The sequence below is a fragment of the Achromobacter sp. Root170 genome, from assembly GCF_001428165.1.
GTDB lineage: Bacteria > Pseudomonadota > Gammaproteobacteria > Burkholderiales > Burkholderiaceae_B > Achromobacter > Achromobacter mucicolens.
The window spans coordinates 545,614-559,208 of sequence record NZ_LMHN01000012.1 but is presented as its reverse complement, the minus strand read 5'-3'; the positions used below and the strand labels follow the sequence as shown (position 1 = coordinate 559,208).

The 13,595-nt window shown below is 66.3% G+C and carries 11 protein-coding genes; 3 read left to right on the top strand and 8 right to left on the bottom strand.

Annotated features, from left to right (window positions below; all coding sequences use genetic code 11):
- Entirely contained in the window at nucleotides 1-786 is a 786-nt protein-coding gene (locus ASD87_RS12745; RefSeq protein WP_056321887.1) for an N-acetylmuramoyl-L-alanine amidase, read from the top strand.
- Nucleotides 787-799: 13 nt separating this feature from the next.
- On the opposite strand, the gene msrQ is transcribed toward ASD87_RS12745, so the two are convergent.
- The 4 genes from msrQ to ASD87_RS12725 form a co-directional block, all read right to left on the bottom strand.
- Complete coding sequence (gene msrQ / locus ASD87_RS12740) at nucleotides 800-1,447, bottom strand: protein-methionine-sulfoxide reductase heme-binding subunit MsrQ (protein ID WP_056321886.1); 648 nt, start codon at nucleotides 1,445-1,447, stop codon at nucleotides 800-802.
- Between the two features lie 10 nt (nucleotides 1,448-1,457).
- Nucleotides 1,458-2,420 carry a protein-methionine-sulfoxide reductase catalytic subunit MsrP gene (gene msrP / locus ASD87_RS12735; protein ID WP_056321883.1) on the bottom strand — a complete coding sequence of 321 codons (963 nt, stop codon included), beginning with the start codon at nucleotides 2,418-2,420 and terminating at the stop codon, nucleotides 1,458-1,460.
- Between the two features lie 184 nt (nucleotides 2,421-2,604).
- Nucleotides 2,605-3,267, bottom strand: coding sequence for an HAD family hydrolase (locus tag ASD87_RS12730; RefSeq protein WP_056321880.1), 663 nt, complete (start codon nucleotides 3,265-3,267; stop codon nucleotides 2,605-2,607).
- A gap of 1 nt (nucleotide 3,268) precedes the next feature.
- On the bottom strand, nucleotides 3,269-4,231 hold the full coding sequence (locus tag ASD87_RS12725; protein ID WP_369818527.1) for an RluA family pseudouridine synthase: 963 nt from the start codon (nucleotides 4,229-4,231) through the stop codon (nucleotides 3,269-3,271).
- A 524-nt stretch (nucleotides 4,232-4,755) separates the two neighbouring features.
- Here ASD87_RS12725 and ASD87_RS12720 point away from each other — a divergent pair.
- Complete coding sequence (locus tag ASD87_RS12720; protein WP_056321876.1) at nucleotides 4,756-7,839, top strand: Rne/Rng family ribonuclease; 3,084 nt, start codon at nucleotides 4,756-4,758, stop codon at nucleotides 7,837-7,839.
- Between the two features lie 98 nt (nucleotides 7,840-7,937).
- Here ASD87_RS12720 and ASD87_RS12715 read toward each other — a convergent pair whose 3' ends face one another.
- On the bottom strand, nucleotides 7,938-8,834 hold the full coding sequence (locus ASD87_RS12715) for a LysR family transcriptional regulator (protein ID WP_056322728.1): 897 nt from the start codon (nucleotides 8,832-8,834) through the stop codon (nucleotides 7,938-7,940).
- 160 nt (nucleotides 8,835-8,994) lie between these two features.
- Here ASD87_RS12715 and ASD87_RS12710 point away from each other — a divergent pair, with 160 nt between their 5' ends.
- The gene (locus tag ASD87_RS12710) at nucleotides 8,995-9,930 is read left to right on the top strand and encodes a dihydrodipicolinate synthase family protein (protein ID WP_056321873.1); all 936 of its coding nucleotides are present in this window, start codon (nucleotides 8,995-8,997) and stop codon (nucleotides 9,928-9,930) included.
- A gap of 83 nt (nucleotides 9,931-10,013) precedes the next feature.
- Here the strand turns inward: ASD87_RS12710 and ASD87_RS12705 are convergent, their stop codons facing one another.
- The 3 genes from ASD87_RS12705 to ASD87_RS12695 form a co-directional block, all read right to left on the bottom strand.
- Nucleotides 10,014-11,561 (bottom strand): UxaA family hydrolase, encoded by a 1,548-nt coding sequence (locus ASD87_RS12705; RefSeq protein ID WP_056321871.1) that lies wholly within the window; start codon nucleotides 11,559-11,561, stop codon nucleotides 10,014-10,016.
- Between the two features lie 87 nt (nucleotides 11,562-11,648).
- Nucleotides 11,649-12,656, bottom strand: a complete 1,008-nt coding sequence (locus ASD87_RS12700) for a tripartite tricarboxylate transporter substrate binding protein (protein WP_056321868.1) — start codon at nucleotides 12,654-12,656, stop codon at nucleotides 11,649-11,651.
- A gap of 304 nt (nucleotides 12,657-12,960) precedes the next feature.
- Complete coding sequence (locus ASD87_RS12695) at nucleotides 12,961-13,509, bottom strand: acyloxyacyl hydrolase (RefSeq protein WP_056321866.1); 549 nt, start codon at nucleotides 13,507-13,509, stop codon at nucleotides 12,961-12,963.
- Nucleotides 13,510-13,595: the final 86 nt, after the last annotated feature.

The window sequence follows — 13,595 nt, the reverse complement described above, 5'->3', positions numbered from 1 at the left end:
ATGATCCGCCTTTCCTGCACGCTGCTTGCCGCGGCGCTCCTGGCGGGCTGCGCCGCGCGCGGCCCCGTCGGCCTCGATCTGGACACTTCCATCACCGCCGCCAGCCAGAGCAGCCGGGTGCGGTCCGTGGTCGTGCACTACACCACGGTCGACGATGCCGAGTCGCTGCGACTGCTGTCCAAGGGCAAAGTCAGCGCCCACTACCTGATCGACCTGGACGGTCGCGCGTACCGGCTGGTCGACGAAAACCGCGCCGCGTGGCACGCCGGGGCCAGCTCCTGGTACGGCAACATCGCGATGAACAGCACGTCCATTGGCATCGAGATCGTCAATCCCGGCTGGACCGAGGGCAGCAACGGCGAGCGCGTCTGGCATCCCTATGACAGCCGCCAGGTCCGGGCGCTGACCATCCTGTTGCGCGACATCGTCCAACGGCACAACATCGCCCCGGAAAACGTGGTGGGCCACAGCGATATCGCGCCGCAACGCAAGGTGGACCCCGGCCCCCTCTTTCCCTGGAAGCCGCTGGCGGATGCGGGGATAGGACGCTGGTTCAACGAGGCCGGCGCGGCCGAGCACCTGGCGCGCCTGCAGACTGAGGGCGTTCCGGATATCGCGTGGTTTCAGAAGCAGCTTCAGCGGCTAGGCTACGCCTGCCCCCAGGACGGCGTGCTGGACCGCGCCACGATCAACACGTTGGCCGCCTTCCAGATGCACTACCGCCCTACCCTGCACGACGGCCAGCCCGACGCCGAAACCGCCGCCATCATGCTGGCCATCCTGTAGCCTCGCCGCTGCCCTACGCCCGCCGCCGCCACCAGGCGGCGAGGCGCCACCCCAGCAGCGCCGCCAACACGGCGGCGTAGATCGCCGGCTCTGTCAGGTCATTCTTGCCGGCCTTGTGCCACCAGTAGTGCAAGATCGCCAGCAGGCCGATCGCGTAGATGGCCCGATGCAGCGTCTGCCAGCGTTTTCCCAGCCGGCGCATCGCCCACTGCGTCGACGTTGCAGCCAGGGCCGACATCAACACGAAGGCCGAAAATCCCACCATGATGAAGGGACGTTCGGCGATGTCACGCACCATTGCAGCCGGATCGAAGCCACGATCCCACCACACCCAGGCCATGAAATGGAGCGCGGCGTAGAAGAATGCGAACAGCCCGCACATGCGCCGCACGCGCACCAGCGCAGGCTGGCCCGTCAATCGCCGCAGCGGCGTGATCGCCAGCGTGACCAGCAGGCAGACCAGCGCCCAGGTCCCCGAGGATCGGGTCAGGAATTCCACCGGATTGGCAGTGAGCCCATTGTTCACACCTAGCCATATCCAGCGGGCGAAGGGCGCGATGCCCAGCAGAAACAGCAACGGCTTGAAGCGCCCGACGGTGCGGGCCGAAAGCTGCGCCTTCGGGAAAGCCGCAGCCGGGGCCGCGCGGGGCGTCACAGACATGGAGACGCCCTCAGTAATTGGCCTTCAGGTCCATGCCCTGATAGAGCGATGCCACCTGGTCGCCATAGCCGTTGAACATCAAGGTCTTGCGCTTGGGACTAAACAGGCCGTCCTCGCCGATACGCCGCTCGGTGGCCTGGCTCCAGCGAGGATGCGCGATGTTGGGGTTCACATTGGCGTAGAAGCCGTATTCTTGGGGCGCGGACTTCACCCACGAGGTCACCGGCGGCTTTTCCACCAGCCGGATCTTCACGAGCGACTTGCCGGACTTGAAACCGTACTTCCAGGGCACGGCCAACCGCAGCGGCGCACCATTCTGGTTGGGCAGCACGCGCCCATAGACCCCGAAGACCAGCATCGCCAGCGGGTGCATGGCCTCATCGAGACGCAGTCCCTCCACGTAGGGCCAGTCCAGGATGGCCGTACGCACGCCGGGCATGTTTTCCCGCTGCACGGCGGTGACGAACTCGACATACTTGGCGTTGCCGGTCGGCTCCACCTGCTTGAGCACTTCGGACAGGGAATAACCCACCCACGGAATGACCATCGACCAGCCTTCCACGCAGCGCAGGCGATAGACACGGTCTTCCATTGGCGCGAGCTTGAGCAGATCTTCGATGGTGAAGGTGCGGGGCTTGCCGACCTCGCCCTCGACGCTGACGGTCCACGGCTGCGTCTGCAACTTGCCGGCATTTTTAGCCGGATCACCCTTATCTACGCCGAACTCGTAGTAATTGTTGTAGGACGTGACATCCGACAGCGACGTCTGCTTGTCCATGACGCTGAACGCAGGACTGGGCTTGCCGGGCAGCGCACCGGCCTCCTGGGCATGCGCGGCGCGCGTTGCCCAGCCGGATAACCCGACAGCCGCCGCCGCGGCGCCGGCCCGCAGCATCAGGTCGCGGCGGGATCGCCACACCGCCTCGGAGGTGATCTCGGAAGGGAGAACGTCGTGGGGTTTGCGTATCAGCATCGTAATCTCCGGTATGGCAGCGCGCCTTGCGCGCGCCCCGCATCAATCATGGACGAAGGACGGGACCAAGTTATTCCACGGCGCCGGCCTGCAACATGAAACACCCACGCAATGCACGCGGCGCACCTTCCGGATAGACCTGCCTGCCGGGCGGACGTTCCTGCCGCCCCTTGCTTGCAACCGGCTAGCCGCGTGCGGCAACGCGCGGCATCAGCCACTCACGCATCAGCGGCACCGAGTCGAGCACGGCTTGGGGGGCACACCCCTGAAGCTCTTTCAAGGTATGCGCGCCATAGGTAACGCCCAGACCGTGCACGCCCGCGTTGCAGGCCATCTGCAGATCGTGCGAGGTATCGCCCACCATGATGACCCCCGACGGATCCACGTCCAGCTCCTGCATCAATTCGTGCAACATGGCCGGATGCGGCTTGCTGAAGGTCTCGTCGGCGGTGCGGGTGGCGTCAAAAAGGGGGCCCAGGCCGGTGGCGGCCAGCGCGCGCGTGAGACCGACGCGGCTTTTGCCCGTCGCGACCGCCAGCCGCACGTTCTGGTTGGCCAGGTCGGTCAGCAACTCGTTGATGCCCTCGAACAGGCGCAATTCGGGATCGCGCAGCAGGTAGTGGGTGCGATAGCGTTCAAGGAAGCGCGGCAACATGGCCTGCGTCAATTCGGGGACGGCACGTCGCAATGCGCTTTCGAGGGAGAGGCCGATGACCCAGCTGGCCTCGGAGGCGGACGGCACCGCCAGCTCAAGGTCGCGGCACGCGCCCTGGATGGCGGCCACGATGCTGTGCGTGGAATCCATCAGGGTGCCATCCCAGTCAAAGACGACCAGCGAATACGACATATCAGGCAGACTCCAGTGATTTCAGTATGTTCCGGCAAGCAGGCGGCAGCTCGGCGGTCAGTGTCATGACCTCGCCCGTCAGGGGGTGAGGAAGGGTGAGGCTGTGGGCATGCAGGAACATGCGATTGAAGCCTTGGCGCGCAAATTGCGCCCGCACGTCGTCACTGCCGTATTTGTCGTCGCCGACGATGGGAAAGCCGCTTGCGGCCAGATGCACGCGGATCTGGTGCGTGCGCCCGGTGCGCAGCTCGGCGTCGACCAGACTGTAACCGCCAAAACGTTGCTTGAGCGTGACGATGGTGTGCGCCGTCTGCCCGTCCGGGTCCACCTTGACGCGGCGCTCGCCGGACTGCGTGGTCCATTTGGACAAGGACAGCTTGATGTGCTGGCGATCGTTCACCCAGTCGCCCTCGACCAGCGCGAAGTAATGCTTGTCGCTCCGGCCCTCGCGCAGCATGGCGTGCAGGGCCAAGAGCGCGCTGCGCTTCTTGGCGACCATCAGCAGCCCGGAGGTCTCGCGGTCCAGCCGGTGCACCAATTCCAGGAACTTTGCCTGGGGTCGGGCCGCGCGCAATTGCTCGATCACACCGAACGACACGCCGCTGCCCCCGTGGACCGCCACGCCGGCGGGCTTGTCCACCACCAGCATCGCATCGTCTTCAAACACGATGGGGAATTCGGCCGCGGGCACGGGCCGGGGCTTGCCGGGGTCGGGCAGGCGCAAGGGCGGAATGCGGACCACATCGCCTTCTTGCACCCGGTAATCGACCTGGATGCGTCCCTTGTTGACGCGCACTTCGCCGCCCCGGATGGCCTTGTAGATATGCGTCTTGGGCACCCCCTTGCACAGCCGCATGAGGAAGTTGTCCAGGCGCTGGCCGGCGTGCTCGGCGCCCACTTCGACCATGCGGACGACGGGGGCTGCTTTAGAGGCGGATACAGGGGAGGAAGTTTCTTTGCGCATTGCGGAAAGCGACATATAATCGGGACAGCCTAAAGGGGCTGAACAAGCCGCCTGGCGTAGAGATGCAACCAACACGCAACTCCGTCGAGCGCGCGGGCCGCCATTGTACTGCCTGCTCATTCAACCCCTGGGTCTCTTGGTCGCCGGCGCAACCGAGCCCTGTGGAATAGTGGTGTGGCATTCATCTTGCCCGCTTTTCCGGCAGGTCCGTTGCATGCCGCAAGCGGCTCTGAAGCACTGCAAGAATCGTCGCATATTTAAAGCACCAGCTGCGTGTAGGCAACCAATCCGACCGCAGCTGCCGTTCCCCAGCACAACTCCGTCAAACCACATTCAGTGAAGCTGACCCTCCTGCTGAAAGAACCCCGTGCCCCACGGCACGACGTGCCCGCCTGACCCGCGGCGGATACGCCTGGGCGCCGCCCAGGTACGGTCCGCATCTTCTTGCCCGCTTCAGCCGCAGCCCGAGTGGCCCGAGGTCACGCGCCGATATCGGCGCGTCATGACAACGGAGAAACCCTCTCATGAAGCGCATGCTGTTTAATGCGACGCATCAGGAAGAATTACGCGTCGCTATCGTCGATGGGCAAAAACTCATCGACCTTGACATCGAGACTGCCGGCCGCGAACAGCGCAAAGGCAACATCTACAAAGGTGTCATTACCCGGATCGAACCCGGCCTCGAAGCTTGCTTCGTCAACTACGGCGAGGACCGCCACGGCTTTCTGCCCTTCAAGGAAGTTGCCCGCAGCTTCTTCAAGGAAGGCGTCGATGTCCGCACCGCCCGTATCCAGGACGCCCTGCGCGAAGGCCAGGAACTGATCGTCCAGGTCGAAAAGGAAGAACGCGGCAACAAGGGCGCTGCCCTGACCACGTTCATCTCGCTGGCCGGCCGCTACCTGGTCCTGATGCCCAACAACCCCCGCGGCGGTGGTGTTTCGCGCCGCGTCGAGGGCGAGGACCGCCAGGAACTGCGCGACACGATGGAGCAGCTTGATCTGCCCCAGGGCATGAGCATCATCGCCCGCACCGCAGGCATCGGCCGCAACGTCGAGGAACTGCAATGGGACCTGTCCTATCTGCTGCAGCTCTGGACCGCCATCGACGGCGCCGCGCGCGACAACTCCGCGCCCATCCTGATCTATCTCGAATCCAGCCTGGTCATCCGCGCGATCCGCGATTACTTCTCGCCGGAAATCGGCGAGATCCTGATCGATACCGACGAGATCGCCGACCAGGCCACCGCCTTCATGAGCGTGGTGATGCCGGACAACGTCCAGCGCGTCAAACGCTACCGTGACGACATCCCCCTCTTCTCGCGCTTCCAGATCGAACACCAGATCGAGACGGCCTACTCGCGCACCGTGCAACTGCCCTCGGGCGGCGCCATCGTCATTGACCACACCGAAGCGCTGGTGTCCGTCGACGTGAACTCGGCCCGCTCGACCCGCGGCGCCGACATCGAGGAAACCGCGCTGCGCACCAACTCGGAAGCGGCAGACGAAGTGGCCCGCCAGTTGCGTCTGCGCGACCTGGGCGGCCTGATCGTCATCGACTTCATCGACATGGAAGACAGCAAGAACCAGCGCGCCGTCGAACAGCGCCTGCGTGATGCCCTCCATTTCGACCGTGCCCGCGTCCAGATGGGCAAGATCTCGCGCTTTGGCCTGATGGAACTGTCTCGCCAGCGCCTGCGCCCCGCCCTGAACGAAGGCTCGCACATCACCTGCCCGCGCTGCAACGGCACCGGCGTGATCCGCGATGCCGAGTCCAGCGCCCTGCACGTGCTGCGCCTGCTGCAGGAAGAAGCCATGAAGGAGAACACCGCGGCGGTCCACGCCCAGGTGCCCGTCGACGTGGCCACCTACCTGCTGAACGAAAAGCGCGCCGACATCACCAAGATGGAAGCCCGCCTGAAGGTCAATCTGATGCTGATCCCCAACAAGCATCTGGAAACGCCGCACCACCACATCGAGCGCCTGCGCCACGACGACCCCCGCCTGGAAGAAGTGAAGACCAGCTTCGAACTGGTGGAAGCGCCGGCCACGGACGCGCCCTGGCAGCCCCGCGAAAGCGAAATCAAGTCGCGCCCGGAAGCCCTGGTCAAGGGCATCACGCCCTCGCAGCCCGCTCCCGTCTCCACGCCCGCAGCGCCGGCCGCGGCACCTGCCGCGCCCGCAGCAGGCGCCGGTCTGGGCGGTCTGTTCAAGCGGCTGGTCGGCTGGCTGACCGGCGGCTCCGAGCCCGCCAAGCCCGCGCCTGCCGCCGCCGAGGAAACCGCCAAGCGCGCCGCCCCGGCCCGTGGCAAGGGCCGTAACGGCCATGACGGCCAGGACCGCCGCGGTGAACGCCACGGCTCCGACCGCAACCGCAATCGCCGCGGCGAAGGCCGTGGCGAAGGCGCCGAGGCCACCGAAGGCGGCCGTCACCACGTGCGTGGCAATCGCCGCTCGGACGCCGAGCGCGGCGAACGCAACAACCGTGGCGAAGGCCGCGGCGAGCGCGACGCGCCGGCCGCCACCCAGGCAGCCCTGGCGTCCGCCCGTCCTGAACAAACCCCTGAGCTCAACGGCGAGGACACCGGCGCAGGCCGCAACCGCCGTCGTGGCCGTGGCCGCAACCGCCGCGAGGAAGGCCAGGCCGACGCGCCGATGAGCGAACAGGAAAGCATGGTCGCCGCGCTGGCCCAGACGGTCGCCACCGCGCTGCCCGACACCAAGTCGGATGCCAAGCCCGCCGCCGAAGCTGCCATGGACACCGCTGACGCCGACGATCTGTCCGCCGACGCGATCCCGGGCGTTGAAGGCGCCGAAGGCGCGGCCGATCCGGAGCGCAAGCGCCGCCGCCGCCGCAGCCGCCGTGGCCGCCGCAGCCAGGACGAAGCTGGCTTGGCCGGCAGCGACGAGCAGCAGGAAGACGGCGCCGAAGACGCTGGCGAGCAGCTGGCCGAAGGCGTTGACGCCCAAGCCGCCGAGCCGGTTCAAACCGCAGCCGCCGAGGCAGCGCCCGCCCCGGCCCAGCAGGTTCAAGCGCCGGCCCAGCCCGTGCAGACCGCCGCGCAGCCCGAGCAAGCCCCGGCCGAACCGGTTCAAGCGCCCAAGGCTGAGCCCGTCCAGGCCGCCGCAGAGCCCGCCGTTGAGCCCGCGATCGAGCCCCTGACCCAAGCCGCGGCTGAACCCGTCGCGCAACCGGTCCAGACGGCCCCCGAAGCGACCCCGCCCGTCACCGTGCAACCGGCAAGCGAGGCTTCGGTCCCCGCCGCGCCGGTGCAGGCGCCGGTGGAAGCGCCCGCCGTCGAACCGGTCGTCCCGGCCCCGGCAGCTGCGCCCGCCCCCGCGCCCGTCGCGCCGGCCCCCGCGCCGGTGGCTCCGGCCAGCGCGCAGCAGCCCATCGTGGTGCCCGCCGCTGCCCCCGCCGCCAAGGCGCAGGCCTTGCACGACGTGGTCAACGCCGCTGGCCTGAAGTGGGTGGAAACCGATCCGGAACGCCACGCACAGACGCAGCAACGCATTGCCGCCTCGTATGCGCCGGTTCGCCTGGGCCGCGAGCGCAAGCCCGTGACGCCCGTCTCGAACGAACCGCTGGTTCAGGTCGAAACGCGCCACTAAGCCGCTAGACCGCCAGGCCCCCAGGGCCTGGCCCCGAGAAGCACAACACCCCGCACACCGGAAACGGTCTGCGGGGTGTTTTTTTGCCTCGAGCGGCGTCAGTCGCTTGCCGAATGGCGCGCCTGCGGATCGAGGGCGCGGCCCGCTTCCTCTACAAAGGCTTCCGCCAGGGCCGAATGCGGCATGTGACGCGCCCATAGAATGCCCATCCGGCGCAGCGGCGCTCGGCCGGGCAGCAGCACACGCTTGACGCGGCGGCTGTCGAGCCAATCCGGCGCCCAATCCGGCACCAGCGACACGCCCAGCCCCTCCGAGACCATGCAGGCAATGCCCATGAGGCCGTCGACCTCCAGCCGCTCGCGGGGCGCAATGCCATGCTGGCGCAGGTACTGGTCTGCCAGCCGCCCGCCCCAGACATTGCGGTCGTAGCGGATGAAGGGTTGTGTGCGCATCAATTCGTGCGCGTCGTTGCCCGGCGTGTCGGGCGGGGCAAGCACGACCAGCGGCTCCTCGGTGACCTGCTTCCAGGCGTAGCCCTTGGACAGGTTGAATTGCGGCTTGACGATGAACGCCGCATCCAGGTCAGCGTTGATGACGCGGTGGTACAGATGGTTGGACGTGCCGGGTTCCATGAAGACCGCCAGCTTGGGCATGCGCCGGTACAGCCGGGCCAGCACGATGGGCATGATGCCGGTCAAGGCCGACGCCGAGACGCCCAGGCGCAGCTCGCCGAGCGGCGCGTCGTCCGCGGCGCTGGCCCGCAGGTCGCGCACCTCGCGCAGCACGCTACGGGCGCGCTCAAGCACCTTCAGGCCGGCTTCGGTCGCCTTGACGCTGCGGCCCACACGCTTGATCAGCGTGGCGCCCAGCTCTTCTTCCAGCGTGCGCACGCGCGCCGCGATGGCGGCGGGGGTCAGGTCCAGCCGCCGCGCGGCCTCGGCGAGCGAGCCGCTCTCGATGACCGACACAAAGCTCTGCACATAGCGCGTATCCACGGTCTCCCCCTTTTCTTGACGTGTGGCAAACCACAACAATTTTATGGATTGAAGCCATTAAACAGCAGATGTTCGCAGGACAGATCAATGCCAGAATCGGAAATCGCAGCTGCGCGACCGCGGCGCGCTTTTTTCCATCCTTCCAATAACGAGTAGAGACATGACGACCCCTGCCCGCATTCCCGGCGTTTTTTCTCCTGTCCTGACGCCGTTCGACGAGCGCTACCGCCCGGCACTGGGGCGCTACGTGAAGCACTGCCGCTGGCTGCGCGAACAGTCCGTCGGACTGGCCATCTTCGGCACCAACTCCGAAGCCAACTCGCTGTCGCTGGAAGAAAAGCACACGCTGCTGGACGCGCTGCTCGAAGCGGGGGTGGAACCGTCGGCGCTGATGCCGGGCACGGGCGCCTGCGCGCTGCCCGATGCCATTTCGCTGACGCAGCATGCCGTGCGCAGCGGCAGCATGGGTGTGCTGGTCCTGCCGCCCTTTTATTACAAAGGGGTCAGCGACGAAGGCCTTTTCCGCTACTACGCCGAGCTGATCGAGGGCGTGGGCGACGACAAGCTGCGCATGTATCTCTATCACATCCCGCCCGTGAGCCAGGTGCCCCTGAGCCTGGCCCTCATCGAGCGTCTGCTCGATCGTTATCCCGGCATCGTCGCCGGCGTGAAGGACAGCGGCGGCGATTGGGCCAACACTGCCGCGATGATCGAGCGCTTTTCGCCCCGCGGATTCCAGGTCTATGCGGGCAGCGAGGCATTCCTGTTGCAGACCCTGCGCGCGGGAGGCGTGGGCTGCATCACGGCCACGGGCAACGTCAATCCGGGTCCGATCGTGGCGCTCCAGCAGCGCTGGCAAGAGGCGGATGCCGACGAGCGTCAGGCGGGCCTGAACGCCACGCGCAACGTGTTCCAGCAGTTTCCGATGATTCCCGCCATGAAGGCGGCCATCGCCTGGAAGTCCGGCGATGCGGCGTGGGCCACGGTAAGGCCGCCGCTGGTGGAACTGAATGCCTCGCAGACAGAGGGGCTGAAGGCCGCGTTGCAGGCAAACGGGTTTGAGATGCCGGGCGCCGCGGCGCTGTCCGACGCCTGAGCGTTTCTGCACCACACGCGAAGGGTCAACACGCGGACGGTCTTTACGCTGACCGTCCGCGGCGCCGCCATCTTGCGAGGCGGTCAGCTCACCACGCCGATATTCCAGGGCACGAATTCGTGGTCCCCCAGCCCCAGCAACTCGCTCTTGCTGCGGTCGCCGGAGGCCACCCGCAGGATTTCCTCGAAGATCCGCTGCGCCACCTCTTGCAGGGTTGCCGTGCCGTCCAGGATGTCGCCGCAGTTGACGTCCATGTCTTCGGTCAGACGGTCGAACATCGGCGTATTGGTGGCCAGCTTGATCGAGGGCACCGGCTTGGCGCCGAACATCGAGCCGCGGCCGGTCGTAAAGCAGATGATGTTGGCGCCGCCCGCGATCTGCCCCGTCGCCGACACGGGATCGAACCCCGGCGTGTCCATGAACACCATGCCCGGCTGCCGGACAGGTTCCGCGTAGCGGTAGACCTCCATCAGCGCCGTGGTGCCGCCCTTCATCGACGAGCCCAACGATTTTTCAAATATGTTGGCCAGGCCCCCCATCTGATTGCCCGGGCTGACCTTGCCGTTGATCTGCACGTCGCGCCCCGGCGAGTACTCTTCCTTCCACCAGCGGATGCGCTGGACCAGCTTCTCGCCGACTTCGCGATTGCGTGCCCGTGACGTCAGCGTATGCTCGACGCCATAGATTTCCGGCGTCTCCGACAGGATGGCGGTGCCGCCATGCCGCACCAGGATATCCATGGCCGCGCCCAGCGCCGGATTGGCGGTGATCGACGAAAAGCCATCCGATCCGCCGCATTGCAGGCCGATCTTCAGGTGCCGCGCCGGCACCGGCTCGCGCCGCACGTCGTTCGCGGCCGGTAGCATCGCCTTCACCGCGGCGACGCCGGCCTCGATCGTTTTGCGGGTGCCGCCCGTCTCCTGCATGATGAAGGTCTGCAGCCGCGCGCCCGCCTCCAGGCCCTGGTCCTTGAGCAACGCATCGAGCTGATTGCGTTCGCACCCCAGGCCCACGATCAGCACGCCCGCAAAATTTGCATGACAGGCGTATCCGCCCATCGTGCGCCGCAAGAGGTCCATCGGCTCGCCGGACATCTCCATGCCACAGCCCATGCCATGACTCAACGCCACCACGCCATCCACGTTGGGATAGGCGTCCATGACATCCTGTGTGAACGCGGCCGCAATCCGATGCACCACCGTGGCCGAACAGTTCACCGTGGCAAGAATCCCGATGTAGTTGCGCGTGCCCACCTGCCCGTTGGCGCGCACGATGCCCTGGAATTGCGCCTGCTCCGATTCGGGCAGGATTTGCGTCGGAACGTAGTCCCGCGCGTGGGCATAGTCGCGGTCGAATTCCTGGAAATCCATGTTGTGCGAATGCACGTACGTGCCCGCCGGGATGTCAGTGGCGGCAAAGCCGATGCAGACGTTGTATTTCAGGATGGGTTCGCCCGCGCGCAGATCGCGCGCCGCGATCTTGTGGCCGGCGGGCACCTGGCTGCGGCTGACAAGGTTTTCGGAGGGCACGGCAGTGCCGATGCCGATGGGCACGCGCGCCACCACGACGTTGTCTGCGGAATGCAGCCGGATGACGGGGCCGGCGGCGCGTTTTTCGGTGAAGTCGATCATGTCATTGTCTCGGGTGAATGAATGGGAGCCGCCGGTGAACGGCTCCCGCTGACGCCCGCCCAGGGGCGCCAGCACGTGGTGACCGCGTTATTCCGGCTTGATGCCGATGTCGCGGATCAGCACCGACCAGCGCGGCAGTTCGGCGCCCACGAATTGGCTGAAGGCCGCCGAGTCGCTGCCCACCACCGTGAACCCCTGCTCGCTCAGCTTGGCCTGCATGTCCTGTTGCGCCAGCGCGGTGCGGATGGAATTGGACAGCTTCTCGATCACCGGCTTGGGCGTCTTGGCCGGCGCGAACACGCCGTACCAGGTCGACACCTCGAAGTCCTTGAAGCCCGATTCGGCCAGCGTGGGAATCTGCGGCGCCTTGGGATCGCGCTTCAGGCTGGTGATCGCCAGCGGACGCACCTTGCCCGAGGCGATGTGCGGCAGCGCCACCGGCAGGTTCGCAAACATGTAGGGCACGTGTCCGCCCAGCACGTCGGCGATCGCCGCCGATTCGCCCTTGTAGGGCACGTGCGTGACCTTGGTGCCGACCCGGTGCGCGTACAACTCACCCGCGATGTGTTGCGGGCCGCCCTGGCCGGAGGATGCATAACTGAGCGCGCCGTTGCCCGCCTTGCGGATGTGCTCGGTCAGCTCGCCGACGCTTTTCACATCGATCATCGCGGGGTTGACCACGAGGATGAGGGGCATCGTCACGATCTGCGATACCGGTTCGAAATCAGTCTCGGGTTTGAACGGCAGCGTGGGGAACAGGGACGGCGCCACGACCATGGTGGATTGCGATCCCAGGAACAGCGAGTAGCCATCGGCGGGCGAGCGGGCCACGTTGTCGGCCGCGATCGTGCCCGTGGCGCCGGCGCGGTTTTCCACCACCACCTGCTGACCCAGGCTGTCGGCCATCTTGGCGCCCACCAGCCGCGCCACGATATCGGCGCCGCCACCCGGCGCGAAGCCGACGACCATGCGCAGGGGCTTGGCGGGAAATTCGTCGGCCAGCACGGCGCCCGGGGCGGCGGCCAGCGACAGGACAAGACCGGCGGCGCCGGCAATGCGCGCCAAGCGGCGCGCCTTCGTACAGGGGTATTTCATCTGCGTCTCCGTGTGCCGCCTGCCGGGCCCTGCCCCGATCACGCATGCGGCGGCGGATCGAAGCCTCCCACGACGGCTCGTTGTGGTTTTGGGTGTTGCCAGGGCATTCTGGCCATTGCACTCAACACCAACAAGTACGTGAACACACAGTCAAACGATAATTTTTTTGTGGTTTTAGCGGTGGCCCCGGGATGACCGGCGGCCCAGGCGACGCACAAAAAAAACCACCCGTGAACGGGTGGTCTTCAAGATCTGCGCCCGGAACGTTCCGGCAGGCGGGAACGCTCAGGACGTCACGATTCGATCAGAACTGGTACGTGTAGGTGAGTTGCACCACGTCCAGGCCCGGGTTCGGGCGCTTGATGCTGGCATTCGAGAAGTGCGAATAGCGCACGCCGATGCGGTTGTTCGGCGTGAGCAGGAAGCCAACGCCGACGTGGTCGCCGAACTGGAAGGCCGTGCTGATGTTTTCGTCGGCAAAGCGCGTGCTGGAGAACAGCGTGGCGCCGATACCCGCTTCGATGTAGAAGCGTTCGCCGGTCCACCAGCGGAACATCGGGATGGCGCTGAACTGCCACACATGGCCGGGCGAACGCGAACCGTCAGCCTGCCAGTACGAGGCGCCGAATTCCGGCGTCAGGTCCAGCCGGCCCCAGTTGCCGCCGAATTGATAGGTCCAGAGCGAGGCAGTTTCGTAGTTCAGGGTCAGGCGCTTGTAGTGATCGCCGATGCCGTAGTGCAGGCTGACGCCGCCCTGCGTGCCCTCGGACGACTGGGCGCTGGCAAAGGTGGCAACGCCTGCCAGGGCCAGGCCGGCAAGGCGCGTCAGCATTTTCTTCTTCGTCGACTGCATGGGATTAACTCCATCTATTTCTGGACTAACGGGGAACATTAGCAAAATCCGGACCAACCCGCCTTACGCATGTCGCAATATGGCAA

Excerpts from the sequence above, each read along its gene's own strand:
- ASD87_RS12710 (WP_056321873.1), top strand. The coding sequence starts at position 8,995 with ATGACGACCCCTGCCCGCATTCCCGGCGTTTTTTCTCCTGTCCTGACG.
- ASD87_RS12720 (WP_056321876.1), top strand. The coding sequence starts at position 4,756 with ATGAAGCGCATGCTGTTTAATGCGACGCATCAGGAAGAATTACGCGTC.
- ASD87_RS12705 (WP_056321871.1), bottom strand. The coding sequence starts at position 11,561 with ATGATCGACTTCACCGAAAAACGCGCCGCCGGCCCCGTCATCCGGCTG.
- ASD87_RS12695 (WP_056321866.1), bottom strand. The coding sequence starts at position 13,509 with ATGCAGTCGACGAAGAAGAAAATGCTGACGCGCCTTGCCGGCCTGGCC.
- ASD87_RS12745 (WP_056321887.1), top strand. The coding sequence starts at position 1 with ATGATCCGCCTTTCCTGCACGCTGCTTGCCGCGGCGCTCCTGGCGGGC.
- ASD87_RS12725 (WP_369818527.1), bottom strand. The coding sequence starts at position 4,231 with ATGCGCAAAGAAACTTCCTCCCCTGTATCCGCCTCTAAAGCAGCCCCC.
- ASD87_RS12700 (WP_056321868.1), bottom strand. The coding sequence starts at position 12,656 with ATGAAATACCCCTGTACGAAGGCGCGCCGCTTGGCGCGCATTGCCGGC.
- msrQ (WP_056321886.1), bottom strand. The coding sequence starts at position 1,447 with ATGTCTGTGACGCCCCGCGCGGCCCCGGCTGCGGCTTTCCCGAAGGCG.
- ASD87_RS12730 (WP_056321880.1), bottom strand. The coding sequence starts at position 3,267 with ATGTCGTATTCGCTGGTCGTCTTTGACTGGGATGGCACCCTGATGGAT.
- msrP (WP_056321883.1), bottom strand. The coding sequence starts at position 2,420 with ATGCTGATACGCAAACCCCACGACGTTCTCCCTTCCGAGATCACCTCC.